The 23463-nt window shown below is 34.3% G+C and carries 35 protein-coding genes and 1 pseudogene; 17 read left to right on the forward strand and 19 right to left on the reverse strand.

From position 1 onward, the window contains the following. Positions 1-84: 84 nt before the first annotated feature. From BM260_RS18315 to BM260_RS01800, 3 genes are all read right to left on the reverse strand, one after another. The gene (locus BM260_RS18315) at positions 85-237 is read right to left on the reverse strand and encodes a hypothetical protein (protein WP_175496156.1); all 153 of its coding nucleotides are present in this window, start codon (positions 235-237) and stop codon (positions 85-87) included. 21 nt (positions 238-258) lie between these two features. Then, positions 259-582, reverse strand: a complete 324-nt coding sequence (locus BM260_RS01795; RefSeq protein ID WP_093534412.1) for a hypothetical protein — start codon at positions 580-582, stop codon at positions 259-261. A gap of 165 nt (positions 583-747) precedes the next feature. After that, on the reverse strand, positions 748-1224 hold the full coding sequence (locus tag BM260_RS01800) for a hypothetical protein (RefSeq protein WP_093534414.1): 477 nt from the start codon (positions 1222-1224) through the stop codon (positions 748-750). A 490-nt stretch (positions 1225-1714) separates the two neighbouring features. Here BM260_RS01800 and BM260_RS01805 point away from each other — a divergent pair, with 490 nt between their 5' ends. The 4 genes from BM260_RS01805 (at position 1715) to BM260_RS01820 (ending at position 3287) form a co-directional block, all read left to right on the forward strand. Next, positions 1715-1918, forward strand: a complete 204-nt coding sequence (locus BM260_RS01805; protein ID WP_093535676.1) for a hydrolase — start codon at positions 1715-1717, stop codon at positions 1916-1918. A 248-nt stretch (positions 1919-2166) separates the two neighbouring features. Beyond that, positions 2167-2448, forward strand: a complete 282-nt coding sequence (locus BM260_RS01810; protein ID WP_093534416.1) for a hypothetical protein — start codon at positions 2167-2169, stop codon at positions 2446-2448. Between the two features lie 239 nt (positions 2449-2687). Beyond that, positions 2688-2948: a hypothetical protein gene (locus BM260_RS01815; protein WP_093534418.1), complete on the forward strand. Its 261-nt coding sequence runs from the start codon at positions 2688-2690 to the stop codon at positions 2946-2948. A 69-nt stretch (positions 2949-3017) separates the two neighbouring features. Then, complete coding sequence (locus BM260_RS01820; protein ID WP_093534420.1) at positions 3018-3287, forward strand: hypothetical protein; 270 nt, start codon at positions 3018-3020, stop codon at positions 3285-3287. Between the two features lie 353 nt (positions 3288-3640). Here the strand turns inward: BM260_RS01820 and BM260_RS01825 are convergent, their stop codons facing one another. After that, the gene (locus BM260_RS01825; protein ID WP_093534422.1) at positions 3641-3934 is read right to left on the reverse strand and encodes a hypothetical protein; all 294 of its coding nucleotides are present in this window, start codon (positions 3932-3934) and stop codon (positions 3641-3643) included. A 106-nt stretch (positions 3935-4040) separates the two neighbouring features. Between BM260_RS01825 and BM260_RS18910 the strand changes: the two are divergent. The 4 genes and pseudogenes from BM260_RS18910 to BM260_RS18740 all read left to right on the forward strand — a co-directional run. Beyond that, positions 4041-4247: pseudogene (locus BM260_RS18910) on the forward strand (ImmA/IrrE family metallo-endopeptidase); the annotation flags it as partial. Between the two features lie 121 nt (positions 4248-4368). Further along, positions 4369-4740 (forward strand): helix-turn-helix domain-containing protein, encoded by a 372-nt coding sequence (locus BM260_RS01830; RefSeq protein WP_093534424.1) that lies wholly within the window; start codon positions 4369-4371, stop codon positions 4738-4740. A gap of 24 nt (positions 4741-4764) precedes the next feature. After that, the gene (locus BM260_RS01835; RefSeq protein ID WP_093534426.1) at positions 4765-5706 is read left to right on the forward strand and encodes a site-specific integrase; all 942 of its coding nucleotides are present in this window, start codon (positions 4765-4767) and stop codon (positions 5704-5706) included. Continuing rightward, positions 5690-5911: a tyrosine-type recombinase/integrase gene (locus tag BM260_RS18740; RefSeq protein ID WP_093534428.1), complete on the forward strand. Its 222-nt coding sequence runs from the start codon at positions 5690-5692 to the stop codon at positions 5909-5911. The genes BM260_RS01835 and BM260_RS18740 overlap by 17 nt, the downstream gene beginning before the upstream one ends. Before the next feature lie 727 nt (positions 5912-6638). Here BM260_RS18740 and BM260_RS01845 read toward each other — a convergent pair. Next, entirely contained in the window at positions 6639-7034 is a 396-nt protein-coding gene (locus tag BM260_RS01845; RefSeq protein WP_245762613.1) for an MFS transporter permease, read from the reverse strand. A gap of 500 nt (positions 7035-7534) precedes the next feature. Between BM260_RS01845 and BM260_RS18320 the strand changes: the two genes are divergently transcribed. Beyond that, entirely contained in the window at positions 7535-7708 is a 174-nt protein-coding gene (locus BM260_RS18320) for a hypothetical protein (RefSeq protein ID WP_175496158.1), read from the forward strand. A 240-nt stretch (positions 7709-7948) separates the two neighbouring features. Here BM260_RS18320 and BM260_RS01850 read toward each other — a convergent pair whose 3' ends face one another. From BM260_RS01850 to BM260_RS01860, 3 genes are all read right to left on the reverse strand, one after another. Further along, the gene (locus tag BM260_RS01850) at positions 7949-8440 is read right to left on the reverse strand and encodes a GNAT family N-acetyltransferase (RefSeq protein ID WP_093534430.1); all 492 of its coding nucleotides are present in this window, start codon (positions 8438-8440) and stop codon (positions 7949-7951) included. 21 nt (positions 8441-8461) lie between these two features. Beyond that, positions 8462-8887, reverse strand: coding sequence for a hypothetical protein (locus BM260_RS01855; protein WP_093534432.1), 426 nt, complete (start codon positions 8885-8887; stop codon positions 8462-8464). A 120-nt stretch (positions 8888-9007) separates the two neighbouring features. After that, a complete protein-coding gene (locus BM260_RS01860) occupies positions 9008-9757 on the reverse strand; it encodes an alpha/beta hydrolase (protein ID WP_093534434.1) in 750 nt (249 codons plus the stop codon). A gap of 137 nt (positions 9758-9894) precedes the next feature. Here BM260_RS01860 and BM260_RS01865 point away from each other — a divergent pair, with 137 nt between their 5' ends. After that, positions 9895-10767 carry a LysR family transcriptional regulator gene (locus BM260_RS01865; RefSeq protein WP_093534436.1) on the forward strand — a complete coding sequence of 291 codons (873 nt, stop codon included), beginning with the start codon at positions 9895-9897 and terminating at the stop codon, positions 10765-10767. Between the two features lie 219 nt (positions 10768-10986). Here BM260_RS01865 and BM260_RS01870 read toward each other — a convergent pair whose 3' ends face one another. Genes BM260_RS01870 through BM260_RS01880 form a run of 3 tightly spaced genes read right to left on the reverse strand, consistent with a single transcriptional unit; the run spans position 10987 to position 14637 of the window. Next, entirely contained in the window at positions 10987-12102 is a 1116-nt protein-coding gene (locus tag BM260_RS01870; protein ID WP_093534438.1) for a virulence factor, read from the reverse strand. A 25-nt stretch (positions 12103-12127) separates the two neighbouring features. Next, entirely contained in the window at positions 12128-14008 is a 1881-nt protein-coding gene (locus BM260_RS01875) for an ABC-F family ATP-binding cassette domain-containing protein (RefSeq protein WP_093534440.1), read from the reverse strand. Next, positions 14005-14637 (reverse strand): HD domain-containing protein, encoded by a 633-nt coding sequence (locus tag BM260_RS01880; protein WP_093534442.1) that lies wholly within the window; start codon positions 14635-14637, stop codon positions 14005-14007. The genes BM260_RS01875 and BM260_RS01880 overlap by 4 nt, the downstream gene beginning before the upstream one ends. Positions 14638-14852: 215 nt before the next feature. Here BM260_RS01880 and BM260_RS01885 point away from each other — a divergent pair, with 215 nt between their 5' ends. The 4 genes from BM260_RS01885 to BM260_RS01900 all read left to right on the forward strand — a co-directional run bounded on the left by BM260_RS01885 (position 14853) and on the right by BM260_RS01900 (position 16539). After that, a complete protein-coding gene (locus BM260_RS01885; protein ID WP_093534444.1) occupies positions 14853-15359 on the forward strand; it encodes a spore coat protein in 507 nt (168 codons plus the stop codon). Positions 15360-15396: 37 nt separating this feature from the next. After that, the gene (locus BM260_RS01890; RefSeq protein ID WP_093534446.1) at positions 15397-15825 is read left to right on the forward strand and encodes a spore coat protein; all 429 of its coding nucleotides are present in this window, start codon (positions 15397-15399) and stop codon (positions 15823-15825) included. After that, entirely contained in the window at positions 15825-16133 is a 309-nt protein-coding gene (locus BM260_RS18605) for a hypothetical protein (protein WP_245762614.1), read from the forward strand. Before BM260_RS01890 ends, BM260_RS18605 begins: the two co-directional genes overlap by 1 nt. 202 nt (positions 16134-16335) lie before the next feature. Further along, a complete protein-coding gene (locus BM260_RS01900) occupies positions 16336-16539 on the forward strand; it encodes a cold-shock protein (RefSeq protein ID WP_093534448.1) in 204 nt (67 codons plus the stop codon). 40 nt (positions 16540-16579) lie between these two features. On the opposite strand, the gene BM260_RS01905 is transcribed toward BM260_RS01900, so the two are convergent. Next, entirely contained in the window at positions 16580-16765 is a 186-nt protein-coding gene (locus BM260_RS01905; RefSeq protein WP_093534450.1) for a zinc-finger domain-containing protein, read from the reverse strand. A gap of 116 nt (positions 16766-16881) precedes the next feature. Here BM260_RS01905 and BM260_RS01910 point away from each other — a divergent pair, with 116 nt between their 5' ends. Next, complete coding sequence (locus tag BM260_RS01910; RefSeq protein WP_093534452.1) at positions 16882-17280, forward strand: reverse transcriptase-like protein; 399 nt, start codon at positions 16882-16884, stop codon at positions 17278-17280. Between the two features lie 42 nt (positions 17281-17322). Here BM260_RS01910 and BM260_RS01915 read toward each other — a convergent pair whose 3' ends face one another. The 6 genes from BM260_RS01915 to BM260_RS01940 all read right to left on the reverse strand — a co-directional run bounded on the left by BM260_RS01915 (position 17323) and on the right by BM260_RS01940 (position 21625). Then, complete coding sequence (locus BM260_RS01915; RefSeq protein ID WP_093534454.1) at positions 17323-17796, reverse strand: hypothetical protein; 474 nt, start codon at positions 17794-17796, stop codon at positions 17323-17325. 173 nt (positions 17797-17969) lie between these two features. Then, positions 17970-18170 (reverse strand): cold-shock protein, encoded by a 201-nt coding sequence (locus BM260_RS01920; protein WP_093534456.1) that lies wholly within the window; start codon positions 18168-18170, stop codon positions 17970-17972. Between the two features lie 160 nt (positions 18171-18330). Further along, positions 18331-19155, reverse strand: coding sequence for a type II pantothenate kinase (gene coaW, locus BM260_RS01925; protein WP_093534458.1), 825 nt, complete (start codon positions 19153-19155; stop codon positions 18331-18333). Positions 19156-19181: 26 nt separating this feature from the next. Then, a complete protein-coding gene (locus BM260_RS01930; protein WP_093534460.1) occupies positions 19182-19490 on the reverse strand; it encodes a DUF4870 domain-containing protein in 309 nt (102 codons plus the stop codon). A 51-nt stretch (positions 19491-19541) separates the two neighbouring features. Further along, the gene (locus BM260_RS01935; RefSeq protein ID WP_093534462.1) at positions 19542-21059 is read right to left on the reverse strand and encodes an amidohydrolase; all 1518 of its coding nucleotides are present in this window, start codon (positions 21057-21059) and stop codon (positions 19542-19544) included. 2 nt (positions 21060-21061) lie between these two features. Further along, positions 21062-21625 carry a DUF1836 domain-containing protein gene (locus tag BM260_RS01940; protein WP_093534464.1) on the reverse strand — a complete coding sequence of 188 codons (564 nt, stop codon included), beginning with the start codon at positions 21623-21625 and terminating at the stop codon, positions 21062-21064. Between the two features lie 135 nt (positions 21626-21760). Here BM260_RS01940 and trhA point away from each other — a divergent pair, with 135 nt between their 5' ends. Beyond that, on the forward strand, positions 21761-22408 hold the full coding sequence (gene trhA, locus BM260_RS01945) for a PAQR family membrane homeostasis protein TrhA (RefSeq protein ID WP_093534466.1): 648 nt from the start codon (positions 21761-21763) through the stop codon (positions 22406-22408). Between the two features lie 137 nt (positions 22409-22545). On the opposite strand, the gene BM260_RS01950 is transcribed toward trhA, so the two are convergent. Further along, positions 22546-22992, reverse strand: a complete 447-nt coding sequence (locus tag BM260_RS01950) for an OsmC family protein (RefSeq protein WP_093534468.1) — start codon at positions 22990-22992, stop codon at positions 22546-22548. An 87-nt stretch (positions 22993-23079) separates the two neighbouring features. Here BM260_RS01950 and BM260_RS01955 point away from each other — a divergent pair, with 87 nt between their 5' ends. Continuing rightward, positions 23080-23457, forward strand: a complete 378-nt coding sequence (locus tag BM260_RS01955) for a hypothetical protein (protein WP_093534470.1) — start codon at positions 23080-23082, stop codon at positions 23455-23457. Positions 23458-23463 lie beyond the last annotated feature (6 nt).

The raw sequence follows: 23463 nt of genomic DNA on the forward strand, positions 1-23463 counted from the left end.
TATTAACAATACACTAAAATACCAAATATGTGAAATATATTTTTTCAATCATTTACAAATAATAAAACAAATAACTCTAGCTTATTATATGCTTAATTGCTCTGTTAACTCTTCATATTGTGTTTGAGTAATACGATCACCGACTAGAAAAATATCTAGTTTCTGTCGCATATCCTCTTTTGAAATATAAGACTGACGTTCAATTTGTGATTCACATGCTCTGAAAGTTAAGTTCATTTTGCATTCTCCATTCTATTTTTATAGACCTAGTTCAATCATTGTTACTCGGTAGTCTACATCGACGATATAGTCTGTTAACGCATCTGCTTCAGAAGGAATTACTAGTTCAAGTACTACCGGGTTCTTATCCTCACCAAACGTAATCTGACCATCTACAATGATTATTTCTTTCTGCATTGCTTGGGGCATTTCATCTGCTGTTATTTCTAGTTTTTCGTATTCACTAGCCTTGTGTCCAACGGTTTCAATAAACCGGTCAAATACTTCCGTATTAAACAAAGGGTGTTGTATTACCTCTAACAGAACTTTGTTGTCTGATTTTCTATAAATTACTATTCCCACTTTGTCGCCTCCTTTTTATACATCTAGTACATAATCGCCAGAATAGCTAAAACTACCCGCACCGGTTTCCTTTTTGGATTTAATCTCTTTTCAATCAATGGCATCACCCCATTATGCTATTTGCTTTTTTAGACATAGAAAAAGCACCTCGAGAGAGATGCTATATTAAGAATATTTATCTATCAATGCTCTCATATCAATTTGATTTTTCTTGTGAATCTCTGCAAAGCGTTCTTGCAATTCTAATACATAATTTAATCCATTCATTGCTTTTTCAAAATCCCATTGTTTGATGAAATTTGAAAAATGAATTTTCTCAGATGAATCTGTGTTAAAATTATTCACTTTGTAAACAGAATCTTCATCAATGGAATAGACAAAATAATGATTATTATTGTAATCAATGATAGGGCCTCGTGTAGACATCCCTTCACATTCATTGTCAGGGTATTTAAAATAGTAATTGTTCTTTCTTAATACTTCAATTACTGGCTTCAACTCATCAATTCTGTTCTTGAAGATTTGTCCTAGTTGTCCATTTAGAGTGATCGTCTCTTTTACTAATGAATTTAAAATTTCGTTATTCGACTCAGCCTTTAAACCATGTTGTTTACTTGTAACTTCTTCATTTGTAATTTTCATATCTTCACCTCCTATTTACAATATTCGCTACTGATTACTTCTCATATGTGATGGATGCTGCACAACATATTGCTGACCATTACACTTGATCAATGTTGCAACACCCTTCTTTTCCTTAATAATTTCACTGGAACCAAATTAGATGTGATCATTTTCAAAAACTGTGATTCTTGTATACTCGTAAAACCTTCAGTGATTGAGATTTTACTCACTCCTTTACTACGTTATTTTATGAAACTCTTGAAAATAAATAGTTTTAAGACTCCAAATTTAATCTCTTTATTATTTTTGGACAAATTGTACAATCTCTTTTCATGGCGACATCATACTTTATAAATGTAAGGCTAGATTTTAATAGCCAGGAAAGGAGGTCTTGAATATGAGTTCGAGTTGTACAGAATGTAATAAACTTGACTGTAGAAAACATAGACAGTCTACTGAGAGTTTTAGAGATTCAAATGAGAATGATAGAAATCGATGTAAAGGTTGCATTTGTGACCAATTAAGACGATTACAAACACAGACTGAAGTTGATGTTTTTTTATCCGGTGGCCAAATTTTAGAAGATGTTATCTTTATTGCCTTTGATCGGGAAAATTGCTGTGCTTTCTTTAATGATCCAGAAACAGAACCTGGTTCAACACTTATCGTAGATTGCCAAGACATTCAAGCTTTACGAATAGAAGCAGACTGAGTTATAAGGGATCTCTTTCTTTATGGAAGAGGTCCCTCCCTGTATAAAACAACAATATTGTGATTATAATTATTTAACTAGAGCCGAAAGCAGTCTGGGAAGCCTGCTGATTATGCCGATCTAGGCTCTGGTCTCATTCACTCTTTACCCCTCCGTATGGTTGTACTTCGACATTATCTTATGAAAAAACTTAGGCTCTTCATGGTTAGGTTTTTATTAATTGGACACTCTATCTAAGAGGTGACTAAATGAATTTTCCAACCATCCATACAAACTTTTGGGATGCTGTAATCGCAATACCCGTAATCATAATCATTACCCAAATAATTAAGATTCTTTTTCGAGTACAATCCAAATATGTTCCTCTTACAGCCTTAATATTAGGACTTCTTATTTCAGTTTTTATCAGTCACCGCCATCATTTTATTGCAGGTCTTTTCATGGGATGGTTTTATGGCTATGCTGCAATAGGGAATTACGCTTCACTAAAAACTGCGATATTATCTTACAGAAATAAACACAGAAATTAAAAAATTTACAAAATACACTATTCGGCTTGCCAATTACTTTCAACTTTTAGCGCCTACCTATATTAAGATGGTAAGAATAAACTGTTTTGTAGACACTATTTACCCTGAGGGAATGAATTTCTCCTCTATTCCCTCAGTACATATCTTGGTCGAACTGCGCTAAAAAATATAAAACCTTTCACGAAAAAATACATATTGAATAATATAAGTTGAAAATGTAAACAATGGAGGCTAATGATTTGAACAATAATAATTTAAATTTTGAAGAAAGTAATTCAGATTTCCAAACAGACAACCAATCTATTCTACCGGTAGTCAACGCCGCTTTAATTCCGCTTTCAGATGCCCTAGCTGCTATGGCAGAAGTACTTACAACATTTGATGGACAACAACAAGAACGAAGTAACACTCCAGAAAGTAAAAACATGCAAAAACAACTTGACTATTTAAACACTGAAATAGAAAATCTAAAAAAACAAGTCAATTACCATAACCTATAATTATGGTTAAATAATTATTTTTCACTTAATTTAATTTAGTAATCAGAATAAAATTAAGGGTGTGTAAAAATGAATAATGGAATTGATCATCAAATGGATGAAAATTCTGAATCACCAGATATTTATGTAGCTAAGCTTAATTTAGTTGGAACAACACTTTCTACATTGGGCGATGCTCTTCAGACAATCGCTGCAGGGATTACTTTACAAGAATTAGAAAAAACAAATAATCAAAACCCTCAAAACCAATCGGATCAATCCAAAGAAATAGAAAGTATGCAAAAGCAAATTGAGCAATTAACTAGAAAAATAGATAGAATGGAACGTAGAAATAAATAAGGGTTCATAGATCTACAGATAGCATCATGTGTATCCACCTAATAAAATAAGAGGAAAGCCTATTCTTGGATTATCATCTTCATAAAAGGAGGTGAAAGTCATGCCTAAAGATCGAAAGAGAATTTGGAAAAGGTTTCTAAAACAATTAATTTACTTAATTGTAGAGACAATCCTCAATCATCTACTTTCGTGACAGACTTTCAGCAACCATGCTCAGTCATGAGTAATGGTTAGCCTCCGACATAATAAACTTTTAAATTTACCTCATACATAAAATCACATTTTGATTCAAATGTAATCAATCACTTGAGATGGTCTAAAATCATCACTCCTCTTAGTTCTGCGGATCTCCATCAAACAAGGCTCGTTGTTTTCTCTGTAATCTCTAAATCTATTGCAAGCAATTTGCCACGCTTTTTCACCAGGGCCAATTTGACTGAAAATATCATAGGTATAATCACTCCATATTTTTTAGCCTTTTCGTATTCATCACTTCCGTATTTGTATGGATTTTCTAATGGACTAAAACCTTCAGCTGGTATTACCGCTAATACAGTGCATATCTCAAATTCTTCTAGTATATCAATCCAATTACATTTTGAATCATCAAATTCATTTATCATTTCGAAAATAGTTAGTTGATCCAATTGCCCACCCTACTACTCAACATAACTTGGTTAACTGTGCATTATCAATAAGCCACCCTCACAACAACTCTAGGATGCATGCTATAAAACTTCCGAACGGTCAGAGCCTTTTAAAGAATATCAAGAATGGAAAGCTAATAGTTTTGCTGAACACGCATGCATCCCAACTTTTATGTTAGATACACTAGAATTACCTAACACGGAAGCTAAAGCAATATGGATGATCCAAGAGAAATTTGGTGTTGAGCGCGAGTTTGCAGAAAAGAGATTGCAACAGTATGTGTGCAATACTATGCAAAACTTATATAGGTAGCTTAAATGAAGACTAACAAATTGGGGGTTTCCTACAACAGATGTGACCGTCACACTTCAAAATCATAGCGACAATGATAATAGGATGAACGCTTATTCTATCTTGAGAAAGGATAATATCTATGAAACTAGCTGATTTGTTAAAGGAATTACGAGGAGATGAGTCATTACGAACGGCAGCTAAACGGATGAATATTAGTTACTCTTATTTATCACTTCTTGAAAACGGAATTGATAAGCGAACGGGCAAACCAGTAAAGCCTTCACCAGAAACTTTACATCAAATAGCTAAAGCATATAAATATGATTACATGAAACTAATTAAAATTTCCGGATATTTGGATGACGAGAAATTTAATCCTGAATTACAAGAACCATTCCCTACTAACCCCTCGTTACAACTATGGTATAAATCTTTACCAAATAACAAAGAAGATGACGTTGAAAAACTAAAAAACATGTGGGAGATCATTCAATCAAGTGTCTCTAAGTAACAGAAAACTGGATGGTAATTATTAATGCATTTTAAACAAATTAATAAAACCACGTGGAGATGTATCGTGGACGGTCCGGTTGATCCATATACCGGAAAGCGCAAACAAATAGCTAGGCGTGGCAAAAGCAAAGGAGAAGCTAAAGAAAGAGTTGAAAAGACTATTGAAGAAATAAAAAAATCACATAGCTTTGATTCGAAAGTAAAATTTAATAAATTCAGCGATCAATGGTTAAATCTTTACCGTTTAAAAGGAAACAAGGAAACTACAGTTGAATATCGGGCATACTGTATTACTGTAATTAATAAATATATAGCCCAGCTGAAGATGACTGAGATAACAACCCTCAAATTACAACGAGTATTAAACGATTTATTTGAAAAAGGCACAGCTTACCATACGCTTAGAGGAATTCACAATGCTGCAAAGATGATTTTCAATTATGCAAAAGAAGTTGGAGTAATTGGAGTAAATCCTGTAGAAGCAGTATTCGTTCCAAAGAAGAAGCTAACACTCGAAGAGACCAATGGTGAAGATGTATCAAAGTTATATCTGGAAACAGATGAATTAAAAGTATTTTTAAACACTGTAGATGCTCATCGAAATATAATGAATCGGACATTAATCTATACTATTGCCTTTACAGGAATGCGTCCAGGGGAAACAATAGCTTTAAAATATGAAGATATTGATTTGGAAAAGAAAAGTATTCGAATTAACAAAACTACTTACGCTAAGAAAAGTCTACGAGGTGATTTTGATCTAACTCCACCCAAGACCATTAGTAGTATTCGAACAGTTGATATTGATGATATTATTGTTGAAAAGTTGAAGGAGTTATTTCATTATCGTGTAATTCGAGAATGGATTGTTTCAGATTATGTATTTGGGAATATAGATGCCATCCCCCCTACTGTTAAATCATTAAATCAAACAGTCCGGAGGTTAGGTGAAAAAACACTATAAAAAACAATTCCGGACTTACATCTTGAGGCACACACATATAAGTTTGTTAGCAGAAGCTGAAGTGGATTTAAATTTCATTATGAATCGTGTTGGACATAAAAATTCAAAAACAACGACTGCAATTTATTTACATGTAACTGGTGGAATGAGAGATAATGCTTCACAAAAAATGCATGCTAAATTTACTGATTTACTAAAGGATTAAATCTTAAAAAACTAAGTTTGGGAGAAAACCAGGATAAATGTTATCTTTTTGTAACTTTTTCTTTAAAAAGATAATATTTACCCTTCATAAACGTCGTTGATACACCAAGGTTCACGAAAGATGTGAATGCTTATACTCATCGTATGCATTCATGGTTTCGCCCTCTTTCTTTTAGTTTCACATATCCTATTATAACAACAATTTTACAGCATAAGCTAATAACCTGTTTTCGTAGTTTTGCTTACTCTTTTGTGATTTTTGTGACTTTCTTGTTCAACCGAAAATATTTTTGTGCAACATGTTAAACAAACTCCAAATCTTCAAGTTACCCATTCTTTTATATAACTCAAATAGAAAATCACCTTTCATATGATATTTGAATAAAAGATTTAGCGAAAAAGTAATTCTCTTTCCTTACCCATCCATATTTAATCGACTCCATATGCTATTTGCTCTTGTTATCAAAGAATAATACACCAATTATAGTTTAATAGAAATTGGTGTTTCAAAAGAAGATAGAGATTATTTTGTAAGATTTTTACCTCATGAAAACTAAAAGATTTACTCAAAGTATTACGATAACGCCTATATCTCTTTTGATAATTCCTTTTATGAAGGTAGGTAATTTTTGAGTCTTTCTCTGAAGTATATTCATTCACCACTACAAATTAGCTTTATGTTACGCAATGTAAAATAAGTGATCAAAATGTAGTGGTGGGAGAGACTTTTACTGTTCTAATTTTTTGGTATGATTTTTGTGATCTTTTGGAAAAAGTAAGCCAAAGATTATAGTAAAGAAAAAAACACTTGCGGCAGTTGTAATAATACAAGGCAAAATATAATCTGAATCCATCGCAAATATTACACTTTTTCGAAACCAGTTTTGAAAGGGTAAACCTAGACCTAGAAGCACCGCAAAAAACAGGATTTTAATACTGATATGCTTGCCTTTTATTTTTTTAATGGCAGTGTTTACACCAATACGTAATAGCGCAAGTCCTAAGCCTACGAACATAAAAATAACTAAATAATATTTGACACTTTCATTTAATATAAAACTTTTACCAATCATTATAAGAAGTGTTGCTAAAGCAATATATAAAATAATCATTTTTTTCTTCAAAATAGATCACGTTCCTCTCTAGTATGGTGTGTAATTTCTATTAAAAGCTTACATCTACGGCTATTCTTAAGCAATAAACAATATCGAACACATTGTTGTGTGGTTTGAAAGAAAAAAAGAATGTCTGCATACAACGAGAGCAACAAAAAACTAAATAATTTTATTGACTTACTGATGGAAGGAAAAAGATTTTTTCTAAAATTACCATTCGTCAGATTGGATATTATGCTCATTTTCATTATGAAGGTAAACTTGACTTATTAAACAAAATTAAAAATAAAGTAATTATGTATAGCAGAGGCAATCTAAAATTTAAATCCTCGAATATTATTTCTCCAAAAAGCGCGTAATGGTGTAGTAACCATTTTTTTCAAAATGGTGGAAGCTGATCTGATTAATCGACTCCTTTAAATTAGGCTTGATTCGGCTCATCGAATAGCCAATCACCTGTATATATTTGATTTGATAGGTACATACTTCCTAAAAAGAAGTAGGTGAATATGTTGATAAAATATGAACTAACTTTAAATAATTTTTATGTTCAAACTCTCAATGAAATTGTAAAACAATACAATGAACTAGTTCCTGAGCACGCTTCTTATTCTTATTCCGCACAAGATGTAATCGAGCTACTTCTCGTTCGAGAGCATGTGAACAATGAATTTAGAAAATAGATCTGATCAGGTCTATTTTACTGAGATTCATTAAAATTCCTTGCTGAAATACAAAAAGCCCCACCGCTTCAACAGTGGGGCTCAACTATTGTTTGAGAATACGAAGGGAGATCTTCAGCATCTCCTTGTTATATTACCCGACACACTTAGATAGTAACCTGGTAATTATAGCTAAATATGTTTATCCTCTCATTGCATGTCAAGTTTCTCCTGAAATGAACTTATTTCGGCTCATTCCTGCTACTTAATAGTAAATGTCTGAATTAGGCACTGTTCATCATCCACTACATCTTGTTTTTCTGTATACTGAATATTTAAGTCGCTATAAACGTTTTTCCAAAACGAAACTGCGGGACTATTTTCTATTAATTCAATGACAAAGTACTTCCCTTTCTTAACTTTGAATAGTTCCTGTATTGCTTTTCTGCCTAAACCTTGGCCTTTGTATTTATTTAATATAAATAGATCATTTATGCCGAAGTCATAATCTTTTTTCAGGAATGGTCTTTCCAGTAGTAGCATAAATCCAATAATGTCTTTATCTAAAAGGATGAAATATGGGGTAAGTCCATCTAATTCCCAAAAATCATCAATTTCCTCATACTCAAAGTTCCCTTGTTCTCCAATATCTAAGAGTGTAGTAAATTTTGAAAGGTCATGAAGATATAATGAGTAAAGATTTTGCAAAATAGTCTTCTCTGTTTCTAATACTTCCTTCAGTTTAAGATTCATATTATGTTACCCCCCATATAATCATTTGAACAGTTCCTTATAGGCCAATACTTTTAAGGCAAGCATTTCTTCCTCCGTCAGATTACTTTCTAACTTATTAAATATTTCCTGTTTTTCTTCTACTGTCATCCCATTTTGAGCTTTTAATTGGATTTCTTGAATTTCACTTATACCAAACTTTGTTACCAAAGCTCTCGTAGCCTCTTCTTTCGTTTGAAATGGTAGTTTGCTACTATCTACATCCTTACCTTCTGCTATAAATTCTTGAAGTTCTGGATCATTTTCAATTTCATTTTTTATCATTTCTAATTCTCCACTACCCTGTAACTCTAGCGATATCTTCTCCATGACTTGATCGGCAACTAGCTTTGGTCCAAAGTAATATGCGCCTACTACAATAATGCCCAAAAAAATTATAATACCAAAAAGTACTTTAATAATTCTCAACGTTATTCCTCCTGAATCATGATTACTACATATCATACTACAATCACAACAAGAAAAAACCTTTTACATAGTAAGCACAAAATTGCATGCACTAAAGTAAAAGGTTTCATCATGAACTTATTAAGAAGCAATCCAATCGATATGATTGAGAAACTCGTAAACATCCTCGCAAACTTTTTCTTTCTCTTTTCCAAGAGTAATAATATGACCAGATTCTTTATACCAAATAATTTCTTTATCATCTGTTTCAACTGTTTCATGAATATAAGAAGCACTTTTTTGGTATATCTCATCATCTAATGATCCTTGCATTACTAAAATAGGAGAATTTATACGTTGTAAGCCATCACAGGTCGTTTCAGTTATTTCATGAACTCCATGAAGCGATTCGGTGTTGGTGTTTTTTAATGTCTCTAATTCGTCTATTATTACTTCTGTTGGTTTGCCTTCAAAAGATTTATAAATTTTGGCATAGTTATATAACCGATCAAACAATCCGTCTGTATTGTTTCTTTTTATAGGAGCACACATAGATACTACCGCTTTTACGGGGAACTCTTCAGCCACTTTCAATGAAAAAACTCCTCCAAGGGAGATCCCTGCTACTGCAATTTCCTCATAGCCTAAGTTTTTTAAATGATTATAGCCATCTACTACATCCTGCCACCACTCGGATGGACTAGTTAATAATAATTCTTCTGGGGTTAGTCCATGTCCTCTGTACATAGGCGCATGACAAGTATAGCCTCTTTTTTGTAAATATTGCCCTAATCTTTTTACATCCTTCGTACTCCCTGTAAATCCATGAAGCAATAATACTGCTCTTTTACCGCCTTCTAATGTAAAGGCCTTAGGTGCTACAACTTTCACCTTAAATATCCCCTTTATTTCATTAAACTATTAGTCCGTTAAACTAATAGTAGCATTGACTATTTATAATGTATAATTTATTATTCTTATCAGTACAATACCTTTTGTGCATGAATGAAAGAAAAGGAATGATATAAATGGAATGGCAGCGATTGGAATATTTTCAGACACTTGCTAGGATTCAACATATGACGAAAGCAGCAGAAATCCTGTCTATTTCTCAACCCGCATTAAGCAGATCTATTGCAAGCTTAGAGAAAGAGATTGGTGTCCCTTTATTTGACAGACAAGGTCGCTCTATTATATTAAACAAATACGGTCAGCTGTTTTTAATGACGGTCAATAATATTATGAAAGAAATGGAGCAAGGTTTAGAGGAAATACAACATATTATTAATCCTGAACACGGAGAAGTTTCACTAGGATTTTTACATACTTTAGGAACAAGTACAGTTCCCAATATTATCCGGGCATTTCATAAGGAGTATCCACATATCACGTTTAAGTTTCATCAGAATCATACACATACACAGTTGAAAGAACTAAAACATGGCAGTTTGGATTTATGTTTGCTAGCTTCCATGGAACACGAAAATCCGATTGAATGGACAGAACTTTGGCGAGATGAATTATTTGTTATAGTGCAAACAAACCATCCCCTCGCAGCACGAAAGAGTATCCGGTTAAAAGAAATAGCAAACGAATCCTTTATAGCACTAAAAAAAGGCTATGCACTTCGCAAAACAACAGACGAAATTTTCGAGAATGAAGGGTTAAAACCTATTATTTCCTTTGAAGGTGATGAAGTTGCTACTGTAGCAGGATTTATAGCTGCTGGACTGGGATACTCCATTTTACCTTACGGAGAAGAAATGGATAAAATGACTAAATTGAAAATTGAAGACGCTTCCTACGAACGAGTAATAGGTATGGCCGTAGTGAAAGATCGCTATCTTTCCCCCGCTGCTAAATTATTTCACCAATTTGTTCTGGATTACTTTCTGGTATAAGAATAGTAGCTTTACTTGTGTCTAGCGCGGCATTTACTTTCGCTCACTATCAAGATCTCACGTTTTATTCCAGTTACTGACCTCATTTTTTAAATACTCGCTTAGCTAATGATTTACTAGCGGAACATTATATTTCTCCATTATTTTTATCCTATAGAACAAAAAACGCAAGAGAGCAGTTCATCTTAGTGAACAGCTTTCTTGCGTTTAAAATACGTACTATTTTCTTGCTTCACTCATTTGTTTCCAAACAGAACCTTTTGCTTCTTCTCCACCCTCAATACGTGCAATAGCCATGAGAACTTGGAGTTTAACCTCATATTCTTTGTCGTCCATTGCTTCCTTAAGAGCTGGAAGTGAATCTGTGTCGCCAACTTCATAGAAATACATCGCTGCTCTCCAGCGAACTAGTTTGTTTTTATCAAAGAGAGCAATCTTCATGGCATCAGCAAATTGTTCGAACCCTAAGTCACTCATCGCATCTCCAGCTGTTCGTCTAACTGCTGAACTCTTATCTTTTAGCGCCATTTCTAAATAGGGAACAACGGCTTCATCTTCTATCAACCCTAGGTAAACAGTAGCTAAACGTCGAATAGAGACTTGCTCATCCTGCACTGCTCGCTCTAATATAGGTAAGTCCTCAATTTCTGGATTGATCAAGTTATTTAGTAATTGGAAACGTTGCTCCCATTCACTAACCTCGAATTGCGCTAATGTAAATGGTACTCTAATTGGTTTTTTATCTTCTTCGTTAAGATCTTTATCTGCTATAAGCTGCCCTAGCTTGCTCTGCGGGAAACTAGCTTCCAGTTCTTTTACTAACTGTTCGCCTATTTCTTTCTGATCGCCATAACGAACGCCATAATCTACCCATTTACGAAGCAAAATATAGTTTTCTTTATCGCCTTCCATCGCTTCGTCTAATGCCTTAATAAAGCGTTCTGATAGTCCATATCTCGATTCGGTTTCACTATCAAATACCTTCACCTGAAGTGGAATTCCTTTATACTGCTGCACATGAACGTATACTTCCCCGTAATGTTCTAAAGGTGTAACTGTCTCGTTGACTTCATCATTAGCAGCGCCGAAAACATTTTCCACGCTTGCTAAGATTGTTTCCCATGTAAACTTTGCAATCCGTTCGATAGCAAGGAAATCCGCCACATGATAAACACCTTTAACACCGTCGATCGTAAATAGAGCTTGAATTTCCTTTGGTGCATCTGCTATATTGTCTTTTTTATAGTTATAACTTTTACCAAAAGGTAATTCCTGATCAATCACAACTTTCATGGTATTTGGACTTGGTGTTGGTTCAATCGTTACTATTTTCATGCTTACATACCTCCATTAAGTAAAGTTAAGAAGATGCTATTTCTTCCAAATAGGACCATCTTTCAATAAGTTTCTCATATTTGGCGTTAGCATCAGCTAATTGGTTTGTTATATCTTGCAGTAAAGTAAAATCAGCTCCGGCAGCTTGCATTTTGCCTTCTAATTGCTCGATTAACTGTTCTGTTTTCTCAATATCTTGACTAATAGTTTCCCATTCTCTTTGTTCTTTGTAGGAAAATTTTCTCTTTTCCTTCGGGATTTCCACTTTAATCTCTTCTACTATTTGTTTCGAAGATTCCTTTGGAGTTGTTTTCGGAGCATCAAGCATATCAGAATATACCCCTAACCACTCTGTTACAGTTCCATCCCCATTTAATAGCCATAGTTTTTTAGCAATGCGGTCTAGGAAGAAACGATCATGGGAAATCGTAATAATAACACCTGGAAAAGATTCCATAAAGTCTTCTAATACAGACAGTGTTTGGATATCTAAGTCATTAGTAGGCTCATCCAAGAATAGAACATTCGGCTGCTCCATTAACATTTTTAAAAGTACTAATCGTTTCTTTTCTCCACCTGAAAGTTTCCCTATCTGTGTACCATGTGTGTTTAATGGGAACAAGAAGCGTTCCAACATTTGCGCTGCAGAGAATTTTTCCCCAGAACCAGTTTCTATTAAATCAGATGATTCCCGAACATATTCGATCATTCTTGTTTGGGGATTCAGTTCGGGTAACTGCTGCGTAAAATGCATCAACTTAACTGTTGAACCCTTTATAATTTCGCCAGAATCCATAGGAATTTCACCGGCAAGCATTTTAAGAAGTGTACTCTTCCCTACACCATTTGGACCTACTATACCAATACGATCGCCCGCTTGTAACAAGAACGAGAAATCCTCTACGATATTTTTAGTGTCGAACCTTTTAGAAATATCTTTGCCTTCTAACACTTGTTTTCCAAGTCGAGTTGTAACCATTTCCAATTCTAAATTGAGTGATGAATTGTCACGGTCTAAACTTGCATCTATCTCTTCAAATCGATCTTTTCTTGCCTTTTGTTTAGTAGATCTTGCTTTTGCACCTCTACGAATCCACTTTAATTCATTACGATATAAATTTTGAAGTTTCTGCTGAGAGGATGCGTTCATTTCTTCTCGTAATGCTTTTGACTCTAAATAATCTGCATAATTTCCTGTATGGGTATATAAAGTCTTGTCTGCAAGCTCGTAAATATGAGTTGCCACTGTATCTAAAAAGTATCGATCATGCGTTACAAATATGATTGAGCCTTCTACTCTTTGTAGCATATCCTGTAACCAATCCGTTGACTCTTTGTCTAAATGGTTTGTAGGTTCGTCCAATAGTAAAAGGTCCGCTGGTTCGATTAACACTTTTGCTAGTGCTACTCTTTTTTGTTGACCTCCAGATAAATGCAGGATAGATTCTTCAAACTGCGTTATACCTAACTTTGTTAGAGCAGTTTTAGCCAATGAATTGACATCCCACGCTTGATAATCATCCATTTTTTGTTGTAAGTCCATCAACGTATTTTGAAGTTCCGTCGAATCGGAGTTCTCCATTAATGCCAACAAAGCTTCCTCGTATTCCCTGTTAATCTTTAATATAGGAGAATCTCCACCAAATACAGTTTGAATCACTGTTTCATCTTTTTCAAATGTTGGCTGTTGCTCTAAGTATGCAACACGATATTTGTTCGGATGATCTCGTTCAATAGAATCCGCTTCTAATTCGCCAGCAATTATAGAAAGAAAAGTAGATTTACCTGTACCGTTTATACCTATTAAGCCCGCTCTATTTTGGTTGTTAATAGTAAAGGCAATATTTTCGAATAGAGTTTTTTCCCCGACTGTTTTTGTTAGATTAGATATGATTAAATGACTCATAGTTGTTCACCTGTTTCTTTACGTAAGTTTTGTAGAAATAGTTCCATGAAGGCATGACGCTCGACTGCAAGCTCTTTTCCTTTTTTTGTTTGCATTCCTTCAGATAGCTTTAATAGTTTTTCATAAAAATGTGTTACCGAGGCTGTTTCCTTCGTGCGATATTCCTCTACGGACATATTATCTCGTGGAGTTTCAGATGCATCATATAGTAGTCTACCTTTTGCACCGCCAAAAGCAAATGTGCGGGCGATACCTACTGCTCCTATAGCATCCAGTCTATCCGCATCACGTACTATTTTCGCTTCTATCGTCTTCGCTTCTACTTCATGACCTCCACTAAAGGAGACTGCTTTGATCACTTCTTTTACATGAGCTATTTTTTCATCTGATAAGTTCAGCTGTTTTATAATTCTCTCTTCTTCAAGCTTTTCTTCTGTTGAATATTTTGGATCACTCACGTCATGGAGTAATACAGCCAACTCAATTATCTCTCTATTTGCAGATGGTTCACTATCTGCAATATCAAAAGCATTTTTACGTACTCTTTCTATATGTTGAAAGTCGTGACTTGCATCAAAGTGCATGTACACTTCTTTAACTAAATTCTCACATTGCTCAATAGAATTCATCTTTGTATCTCCTCAGGTCTGATTCGCCTTCTCTATTATATACAATAAAGCTGCTCTACTGTACTATTTGCATTTATTTTACTAACACCTAGCTAAAATAGTTTTAATAGTCTAGTCAAATAGACTATGTCTCTTTTTAAAAAGCTCATATGTTATATAAAGCCGCTTGTAATAAATATTGCAATCTGGCTAACAAAGAGAAAGGAGATTATAAAATGAGTCATTGGAAATGCACACATTGTAAGTATGAATGTGAAGAGCCACCAAAAAAGTGTAAACGATGCAATAATCATCGTTGGGAGCAAGGGGAAGAAGAAAACAGCTGGGATTCCACTGAAAATAGCGAGGATACAACCGTTTTCCAAGGCGGCGGTCAGTTTTCGTCTGTTGAACAAGAGTCTGACGAATTAATATGGATAAAAGATTCTTGTAACGTAACCGTTCAAACCACAGATACACAAGCAGCAGTTTCACTGCAAGTTGGATTACAGCTTGCTATAGCACTAGTTATTAGTATAGCAATTGGCGATTCTATTCAAGGTCAAACTGTTTCACAAGAATTATTCCAACAGTTTAACGATGAGCAAACGAACAAACAGAAAATTTATGTAGACAATTCAAAAGACGTCAATATTGTCACTACTGATACGGACCTGTCAGTTAATATCGAAGCTATGTTACAAGTTTTATTGGCATTAGTTGCAAGATTGGATATTCTTTAATCAAAAAAATTATAAACAAAAGAGGTGAATAAACACAATGGAGAAAAAAAAATGGAGAGCTTTAGATCATTGCGATGATCCGAGTAATAATGGCAGTGATGTAGAACAGGACGGTAAACAAGTAGTATCTACGAAACAACAATCCTTCGAACGAATTATCGTAAAGGATTCGGAAGGTGTAGAAATACGTACGACAGATACACAAGTAGCCATCTCTCTTCAACTTGGAATACAAGCAGCTATTGCAGCTGTAATCAGTGTTACTATCGGTGATTCTGACCAAGGAAGAGCAGTAACCCAAGAACTAAATCAATTTATTAAAACAAAACAAAGAAACGTCCAAACTACGATAGTTGAAGGCTCTAGAAATATATCTGTGACAACTACCGATACCGATTTGGCAGTAAATATCCAGGCAATGCTTCAAATTCTAGTAGCAATCGTTGCAAAACTAGATATTCTTTAATGTCAATTGGTTATAACCAATCATTTAAACTATTCAATTCCCCTAAAGCTGCATATGCTAATATGCAGCTAATTTTAAATGAAGGAGTGAACAACTTGAGTAATTTACCTGAAAAGCCAATAAATATTTCAAACAAGGTGATTGACCTTCTAGTAGATGATACCCTTAGAAGAAATGGTATTGATCCCGAAAACATCAAAAAAAAATTAACAGATCATCAAAAACAGCAGCTAAAAGATTTAGTAGAAGATTTAACAAAGCAAGTAAATACTTTTACTGAACAACCTACGGAAAAAAAGAACTTATAATAAATATCTGCAATATTTCCGTGACCTTATAATTCCAGTTAAATTATCTACTCCCATAAGTACTTCTATTAGTTATAAAACTATTTGAGTAAAATCCATAAATTATGTGAAAATTCGACATATTATTGACGAAGACTGACAATTCAAGTATAGTTTATGTATCCATTTATAGAATTCTTAGTGGATTAAGGGAGGAACGTTTATGCAACAGGGGAAAGTAAAATGGTTTAATAATGAAAAAGGGTATGGTTTCATCGAATATAACGATGGAGAAGATGTATTTGTCCATTTTACAGGAATTCAAGGTGATGGATTTCGAGCATTAGATGAAGGACAACAAGTAACGTTCGAAATAATTGAAGGAAACCGTGGACCTCAAGCTGCAAACGTGATAAAAAACGAATAGAAACGCTTCTTCCCGCGGCAAAATAGTCGTGGGGCTTTTTTTATTTTGAACCTTTTAGTTTACTTCCAATTTGTTTAATACTTTCACCAACCGTACATTGTTCTATACAAAATCTATAAGCAATTGTTTTACCGCTTTCTTTTCGTAATTGCGTTCGGATAAAGCAACCATTACAATAAGTATCGGATAAATTATCAATTTCATTTATTAGTTCTGTATTTTTCATAAATCACTACTCCTCACTATTTCACAATTGTACTATTATGTTTCTTTTATGTGTAACTATTCCCACATTCCATCAAACTAGATATATCCATGACTTTATTAAAAAAGGTGATCATCATGTTAGAAGTATATATTGACGGTTCGACCACTGGCAATCCAGGACCAAGTGGTATAGGTGTGTTCATTAAAGGCGAAGGACATCACCTGAGATTCAGTGAATTCATTGGAGAGTATTCCAATCATACTACTGAATTTATAGCGCTACAAAGAGGGTTAGAAGAAGCCAAAAAACTTTCCCCCTCTATTGTCTCTGCAAGGTCAGATTCGCAAATCGTTTGCGCTGCAGTTGAAAAAAGATACGCAAAGAATCCAGAATTTGCAGCGATTTTAGAGCAAATTTTAGCCATAATCGATACATTTGACTTTTTCTTTATAAAATGGATTCCAGACGACCAAAACAAAGCAGCCCATGCACTTGCGAGAGATGCTGTATTAAAACAACTGCCTAAAAAGTAAGAGGCAGTTGTTTTTAACTATATTCGATTCATACTCACCTTATTATACTTCCTCTTGTTGTGTTTGCTCAAAATCTGATTCGATTGCCGCCTTAGTTTTATTCATAAAATTGACAATTACCTCATCACTACCAAATAATTGAAAAACAGAAAGCAGTGGGTTTTTCGGTTTATTTATAGAAGTATAAATGAATTTCGTCACTTTGTCACTTTGGCTTTCTAATTCATATTCCGTTGTTATTTTGAAGCGATTATTAAGTACAAAGCTTTCTTGAAATGCTTTATAGTTGGATTCATTTGTATATTTTTTAATCGTCACTTCGTATTCTTCCGTTAAAGAACCATTTTGATAGCTTTGTTTTATCATCGTACCCACGATAGATTCTGTTTGCTGAACTATTGCCTCATCAATTACTTTTGGAAATATTTTTTTCTTCTTGGCTATATTCCCGTAAAAGTAAGGCCAAGCGAATTCGATTGGTACATTTAAGAGAATCTCTTTTTTCCATTTTTTCATATGATTATCATCCTATTCTATTTTCGATAACATTTTTAGTCCTATTCAAAATATTACTATAATCATAGCATATGAACCAAAATAATAGCTTACTGTTCCCTAGATGAAATTAGACAAACACAAAAAAAACAGACTCTCTAATGAGAGCCTGTAAAGTTAAGTTTTAGGTTTAATTAAGCTTTAACTACGTTAGTAGCTTGAAGGCCACGTTGACCTTGCTCGATTTCAAAAGTAACTTCTTGACCTTCATCAAGAGATTTGAAACCTTCGCTTTGAATAGCTGAGAAATGTACGAATACGTCGTCTCCGCCATCGCGTTCGATAAATCCGAATCCTTTTTCTGAGTTAAACCATTTTACTTTACCTTGTTCCATGTGTATATCCTCCTCGTATGCAAAATCTGCACACATTGTGTTACTATCCTTGCTCAACACTGTTAAGTAAAAGTGTTGCCACTTACTTACTAACCGAACAAAAATAATCCTCTTTAAATATACCATGCATTATCAAATAATGCAACAATTAGACATGAAATTATTTAGTGTATTCTAACAATGCCCCAATCGCCCCACTATAGCCATGGTGGTCTAAAAAGATCGGTTTTTTCAGCTTTAAAACCGTATAGGATTCAATGATTTGCTGGAGTAATTCATTGTCCTCGAGTGTAGTGCCTATGTATATAATATCCTCCACGTGATGGGCATCTGCGACTTGGATACAAAGAGATGCAACCACTTCTCCAATAATTCCTTGAACACCCGCTAGCAAATCGGAAGGGCTCGTATTATTACTGTTATTAAGGGAAATACCACCAAAATTACTTGCCGTTAAAGTGCCTTTTATCGGTAGCTTATTATCTTTGTAAATATCGCTTACTAATACATCTATGGCAGTCCTCTTACCATTCCGTGATTGGTTGATAATTTCATCAAAATCAGATATACCGGTCAAAGCCATACCCAAACCTAGAAGAGTCCCCCCACCAATGCCTGTACCACCCAATCTTTTATGGGAGCTTTCTTGCATAATATGTATAGATGTACCTGTTCCAATATTTGCTATAATTGCAGCCTTTGGTTGGTTAGATCCGCGCTGCATTTGATACATTACACCATTCATTGTCGCATCAAATTCGACGATATACGGTATTTCCTTATTAGTATTTAAATATTTTTTTAATTGCTCCGCCCGACCACCAGTGACGCAGATAGAAGCATTCGGATGATTTGAGTCAATCCAGTCCTTCACTTTATGGAAATCAGATGAACGAAACCGTTTGAAGTCCATCTCATTAAATTCATCCCAATAAGCAATTTTTGTTAATGTTCCACCTGCATCAATACCGATTCTAGTAGTCATTCTAATTCCCCTTTATGTTAAGACACTTACTTTATCCATGATCCTACAATAGGATAATTGAAGCTATCTCCTGTAATCGCTTTAACAATTCCAATGATCGGAACTACAAATGCCATTATACCAAAAATGATTAGCATCGGAATACCAATTAAGATAAAAACTAAAAAGAAAGAAACTGTCAGTAATGCAGCCATAACTAGTTGAAACAGAACCGCTTGTATGGAAAGCTTTTTAATTTCTTCATCATTTACTACTAAAAATAATATAAATGGAACTAGAAAAGGGGCAAACCATGTACTTGCATGTAGCAAGATTTTCAAACCTGTGTTTTCCATTTTCACTCACTCCTTTCTTCATAATTATACGACTATACTAGCTAAATAGTTTCATTTTTGAATTTTATAAACACTTTCACCTGCAATAACTGTTTGCACTATTTTAGTAGATAGAATATTTTCCTTTTCAAGGACATTATCTAAAATAGTAAAATCCGCATCATACCCTGGCAATATGAATCCTCGGCTATTTTCTCTTCCAATTGCTTTTGCACTACCTGATGTATATAAGGATACTGCTTCGTATACCGTTAAAGCCTGTTGGGGTAAGTGAAGATTATTAACTGCTGCTTCAATTCCGAGCAAAGGGTCAGCTAGTTCTATAGGTGAATCAGATCCTCCTGAACAATCTAATCCTTCATCGAGTAATGATTTCCAAGCATATGCCCAGGGTAAGCGAGTAGCTCCAAGTCGTTCTTTTGCCCAAGGAAAATCCGAAGCTACGAATATTGGTTGTAAATCCAATACAACGGAAAGCTTTTTCATACGTTCAACTAGATCCACACGTAAAACATTAACATGTATTAACCGATCCTTTTTCCCAACTGTCACAGGATACTTTTCGATTAAGTCTAATACTTTTTCAACAGCTTCGTCTCCTATAACATGAACTGCTATATTCTCCTTATACCTACGAGCTAGCTTCACTAACTCTTCTAGCTTTTCTGGGCTATGAACCTCTATTCCTCTTTCTCCCGGTTTATCTGCATAATCCTCAGACAATAATGCTGTTCTACCACCTAGCGAACCATCTACAAATATTTTCATCGCTCCGAATTCGATAAAAGCCGATTCCTCTTCATCCTGCATCTGTTCAAAAACATCATGATGACGTAATAAATGAACTCTAAATCCACTTTTTACAACTTCACGGTATGCTTGTAAAGGGATATTATAGTGACCGTAATAAGCCATGTCCTCCGAATGGACACCGGTTAACCCCTTCGATTGCAAATCCTCTATACTAGAAGTAATAATTTTCTTTAAATAGTCAGTAGTGGGTGATGGTATATAATCTGTTATTAATCTCTGTGCCTCATCATAAAACAGTCCATTAAGTTCCCCCTTCTCATCCTTACCGATTATTCCACCAGTAGGGTTAGGAGTGTCTTTCGAAATACCTGCTAATCTCATAGCTTTTGAATTCGCTACTAGAACATGTCGACATACTCGTTTAAGCACTACAGCCGTTTCATCAATGAAGTCGATATCCATACAAGTTAATGGGCGCCCTTCTTTCAATTTATTGTCGTCCCAGCCCTCCGTCACATACCATTCTTTGTTCTGGATATGACCAACTATCGCTTCTTTTATTTGACTAATCGAGGTAAAACTAGAAAAGTCTAAATAAGATAATTTCTCACCATGACCGATTAAGTGAATATGGCTATCTACAAACCCAGGATACATGACACTTCCATCTAAGGATTCCATTTGATCTGCTAATGGGAGGAGATCTTTTTTGAAACCTGTACTAATAATGGTCCCATCCTCCACTAATACCGCTTCGACGAAATCCCCTTCAGATTTCATCGTGAAAATCTTCCCATTTGTCCATAATGTCTTCACTGTTATGTCCCCTTTCTACGTTCGTTCAATTCATCAACTAATAGTTCTGCTGCTTTTCGATAAGCATTACTCATATTGGAAAGTGAAGCAATTAGTAATATAAGTTGATCGTTTTCATCTGCCTCCTGATTTTCTACTACAATTTCATGGGTTTTCATCTCTTCTAGGAAGTTTTGGGCATTGTTTTGTTGAATGATAATCCATGACCTGTAAAATTTCTCTAAAAGAAAATCCTCTGATTCCATTTTATCATTTAGTGGCTCTAACACTGATTTAATATCTTTAATAGAAAGAGCACCTTTCATCTGATAGATCAAATTGATCAACATTATATGCTTCTTAGAATATCTTTTATTTTTTATAGGGATAAATAACTTTCCCTTTGCGTAATTATTGATCATTGTTTTAGTTAATACTTTTTCCTCTTCATTGCGCAAAGTGTCATTATACTTTGCATCAAATAACTGAATCACTTGGTCCATATACAAGTCAATGATGGGAATATCATCTTCATGAATGGTGGACTCTAAATCTAACTTTTGAGCAATGTCTTCAGATTTACTCATTACCATACCTCCTGTCAATACATTATGTTTATCATAACTTATTAAATATCCAACGTAAACCTTGACTAAGTGGTGTAATAGCAATATATTTATATGTAGTTATTAAAACTATATATAGAGATAGGAGTAATTTAAATGAATGCATATATAAGAGAGCCTTTTAATAGTCTTTCACACTTGTTTGGAGCACTATGTGGGCTAGTGGGATTACTACTATTGTTAGTAAAAGGAATAGAAAATAATAGTTCCCCCTTAACTTTAACAGCACTTATTGTTTTTGGAGTTAGCATGATTTTACTATATACAGCTTCCGCTACATATCACTGGTGGATAGGAGATGCCCGCAATATAAAGTTTTTAAGACGCTTAGACCATTCCATGATATATATTTTAATCGCAGGTACATACGCTCCCCTTTGTCTGATTACATTAAATAACACTGCTGGCTATGTTCTATTTATTATAATTGGATTATTAGCAGTAAGTGGTATTTGTTTTAAAATGATCTGGTTTGACTGTCCGAGATGGGTCTCTACTGCGATTTATATTGGCATGGGGTGGATGATTATCTTCTTAGCGCCTACTTTAGCGGAATCACTAGGGTCAACAGGTTTACTTTATCTGATTTTGGGAGGGATCTCCTATACTATTGGAGGAATTATTTACGGGGTAAAACCAAACATTCCATTTATAAAGAAATTAGGATTTCATGAAATATTTCATATTTTTATATTGTTAGGGACATTGTGCCACTTCATTTGTGTTTATGCTTATGTATTGTAATGAAATTTTACAATTAGTTTAGCTTCAGAAATTCATAATTTTATATTTTCAAAAATTGATTTTCGTGAAGCCTATCACTTGGTGAAAGTGATAAGCTTTACGAAAAATAAGTATTCCCTTGGTTTAGGTTTCTTTACCTATTTCACTTTCTCTACAAGCAAAGTTGGTTCAAGCTCTATTTCCACATTCCCTCTAAGAGCTCTACTAATCATGCAAGTATCCTCTGCTTTTAATAGTAAACGTGTGGCCATTTTGGAATCTTTTTCATTCACTATCACTAAAGTTGGTCGATGAATTATTTTTTTGTATGTGAAAATGCCATTTGTTACATCTACTACAGCAGATGATTCTACAACAAGAGAAGTCTTTTCTATACGACTTCTCTCGAGCATGGCAGCAAGTGTGATAATATAACACGTCGTTGCCGCTCCTAGCAACATTTCATCTGGGTTGGTACCTTCCCCAGGGCCATCCATTTCTAATGGAATCGAAATTTTTGTTTGGAGATTTTGTGCTTGAATCGTACCTATATCATTACGATTACCTGGCCAATCCGCTTTTAAATGAAAATAATGTTCTACCATATTTATCAATCCTCTCGTTTTTTGCATATTCTATTGGAAATATCATCATGTTCCAGTATGATTAGTTAGGGAAAGAAGGCGAATTTATTGTTAAAGAATTATGGCAAAATTGCAATCTCCATTATTTTTATTTCCATGTTTTTACTCATTTTAGGAGTTAGATATGTACTTGGTCAAGACTTAGTTATTATGAATGTGCTTGCGTTCGCTGCATTTTCCGTAGTAATAGGCGTTTTAGCAGGTTCTTTGCTATTGTATAAATTGCACAAAACATTTTATATTTTTGCTATTGGATTATTCATCGGATTTTTTGAAATGTATCGTTCTTTTATTACTGGACCCGAGGAATTTGGTGACTTAGCGGGAATTCTCTCCTTGTTCATCTTCACTGCTTTTGGATTTGTAATCGGACTATTTGTGGAAGCTATCTATTATTTACTAAGAAAGAACGAGCAAAAGGATTAAATACAA

The sequence above is a fragment of the Psychrobacillus psychrotolerans genome, from assembly GCF_900115805.1.
In the GTDB taxonomy this organism is placed as follows: Bacteria; Bacillota; Bacilli; order Bacillales_A; family Planococcaceae; genus Psychrobacillus; species Psychrobacillus psychrotolerans.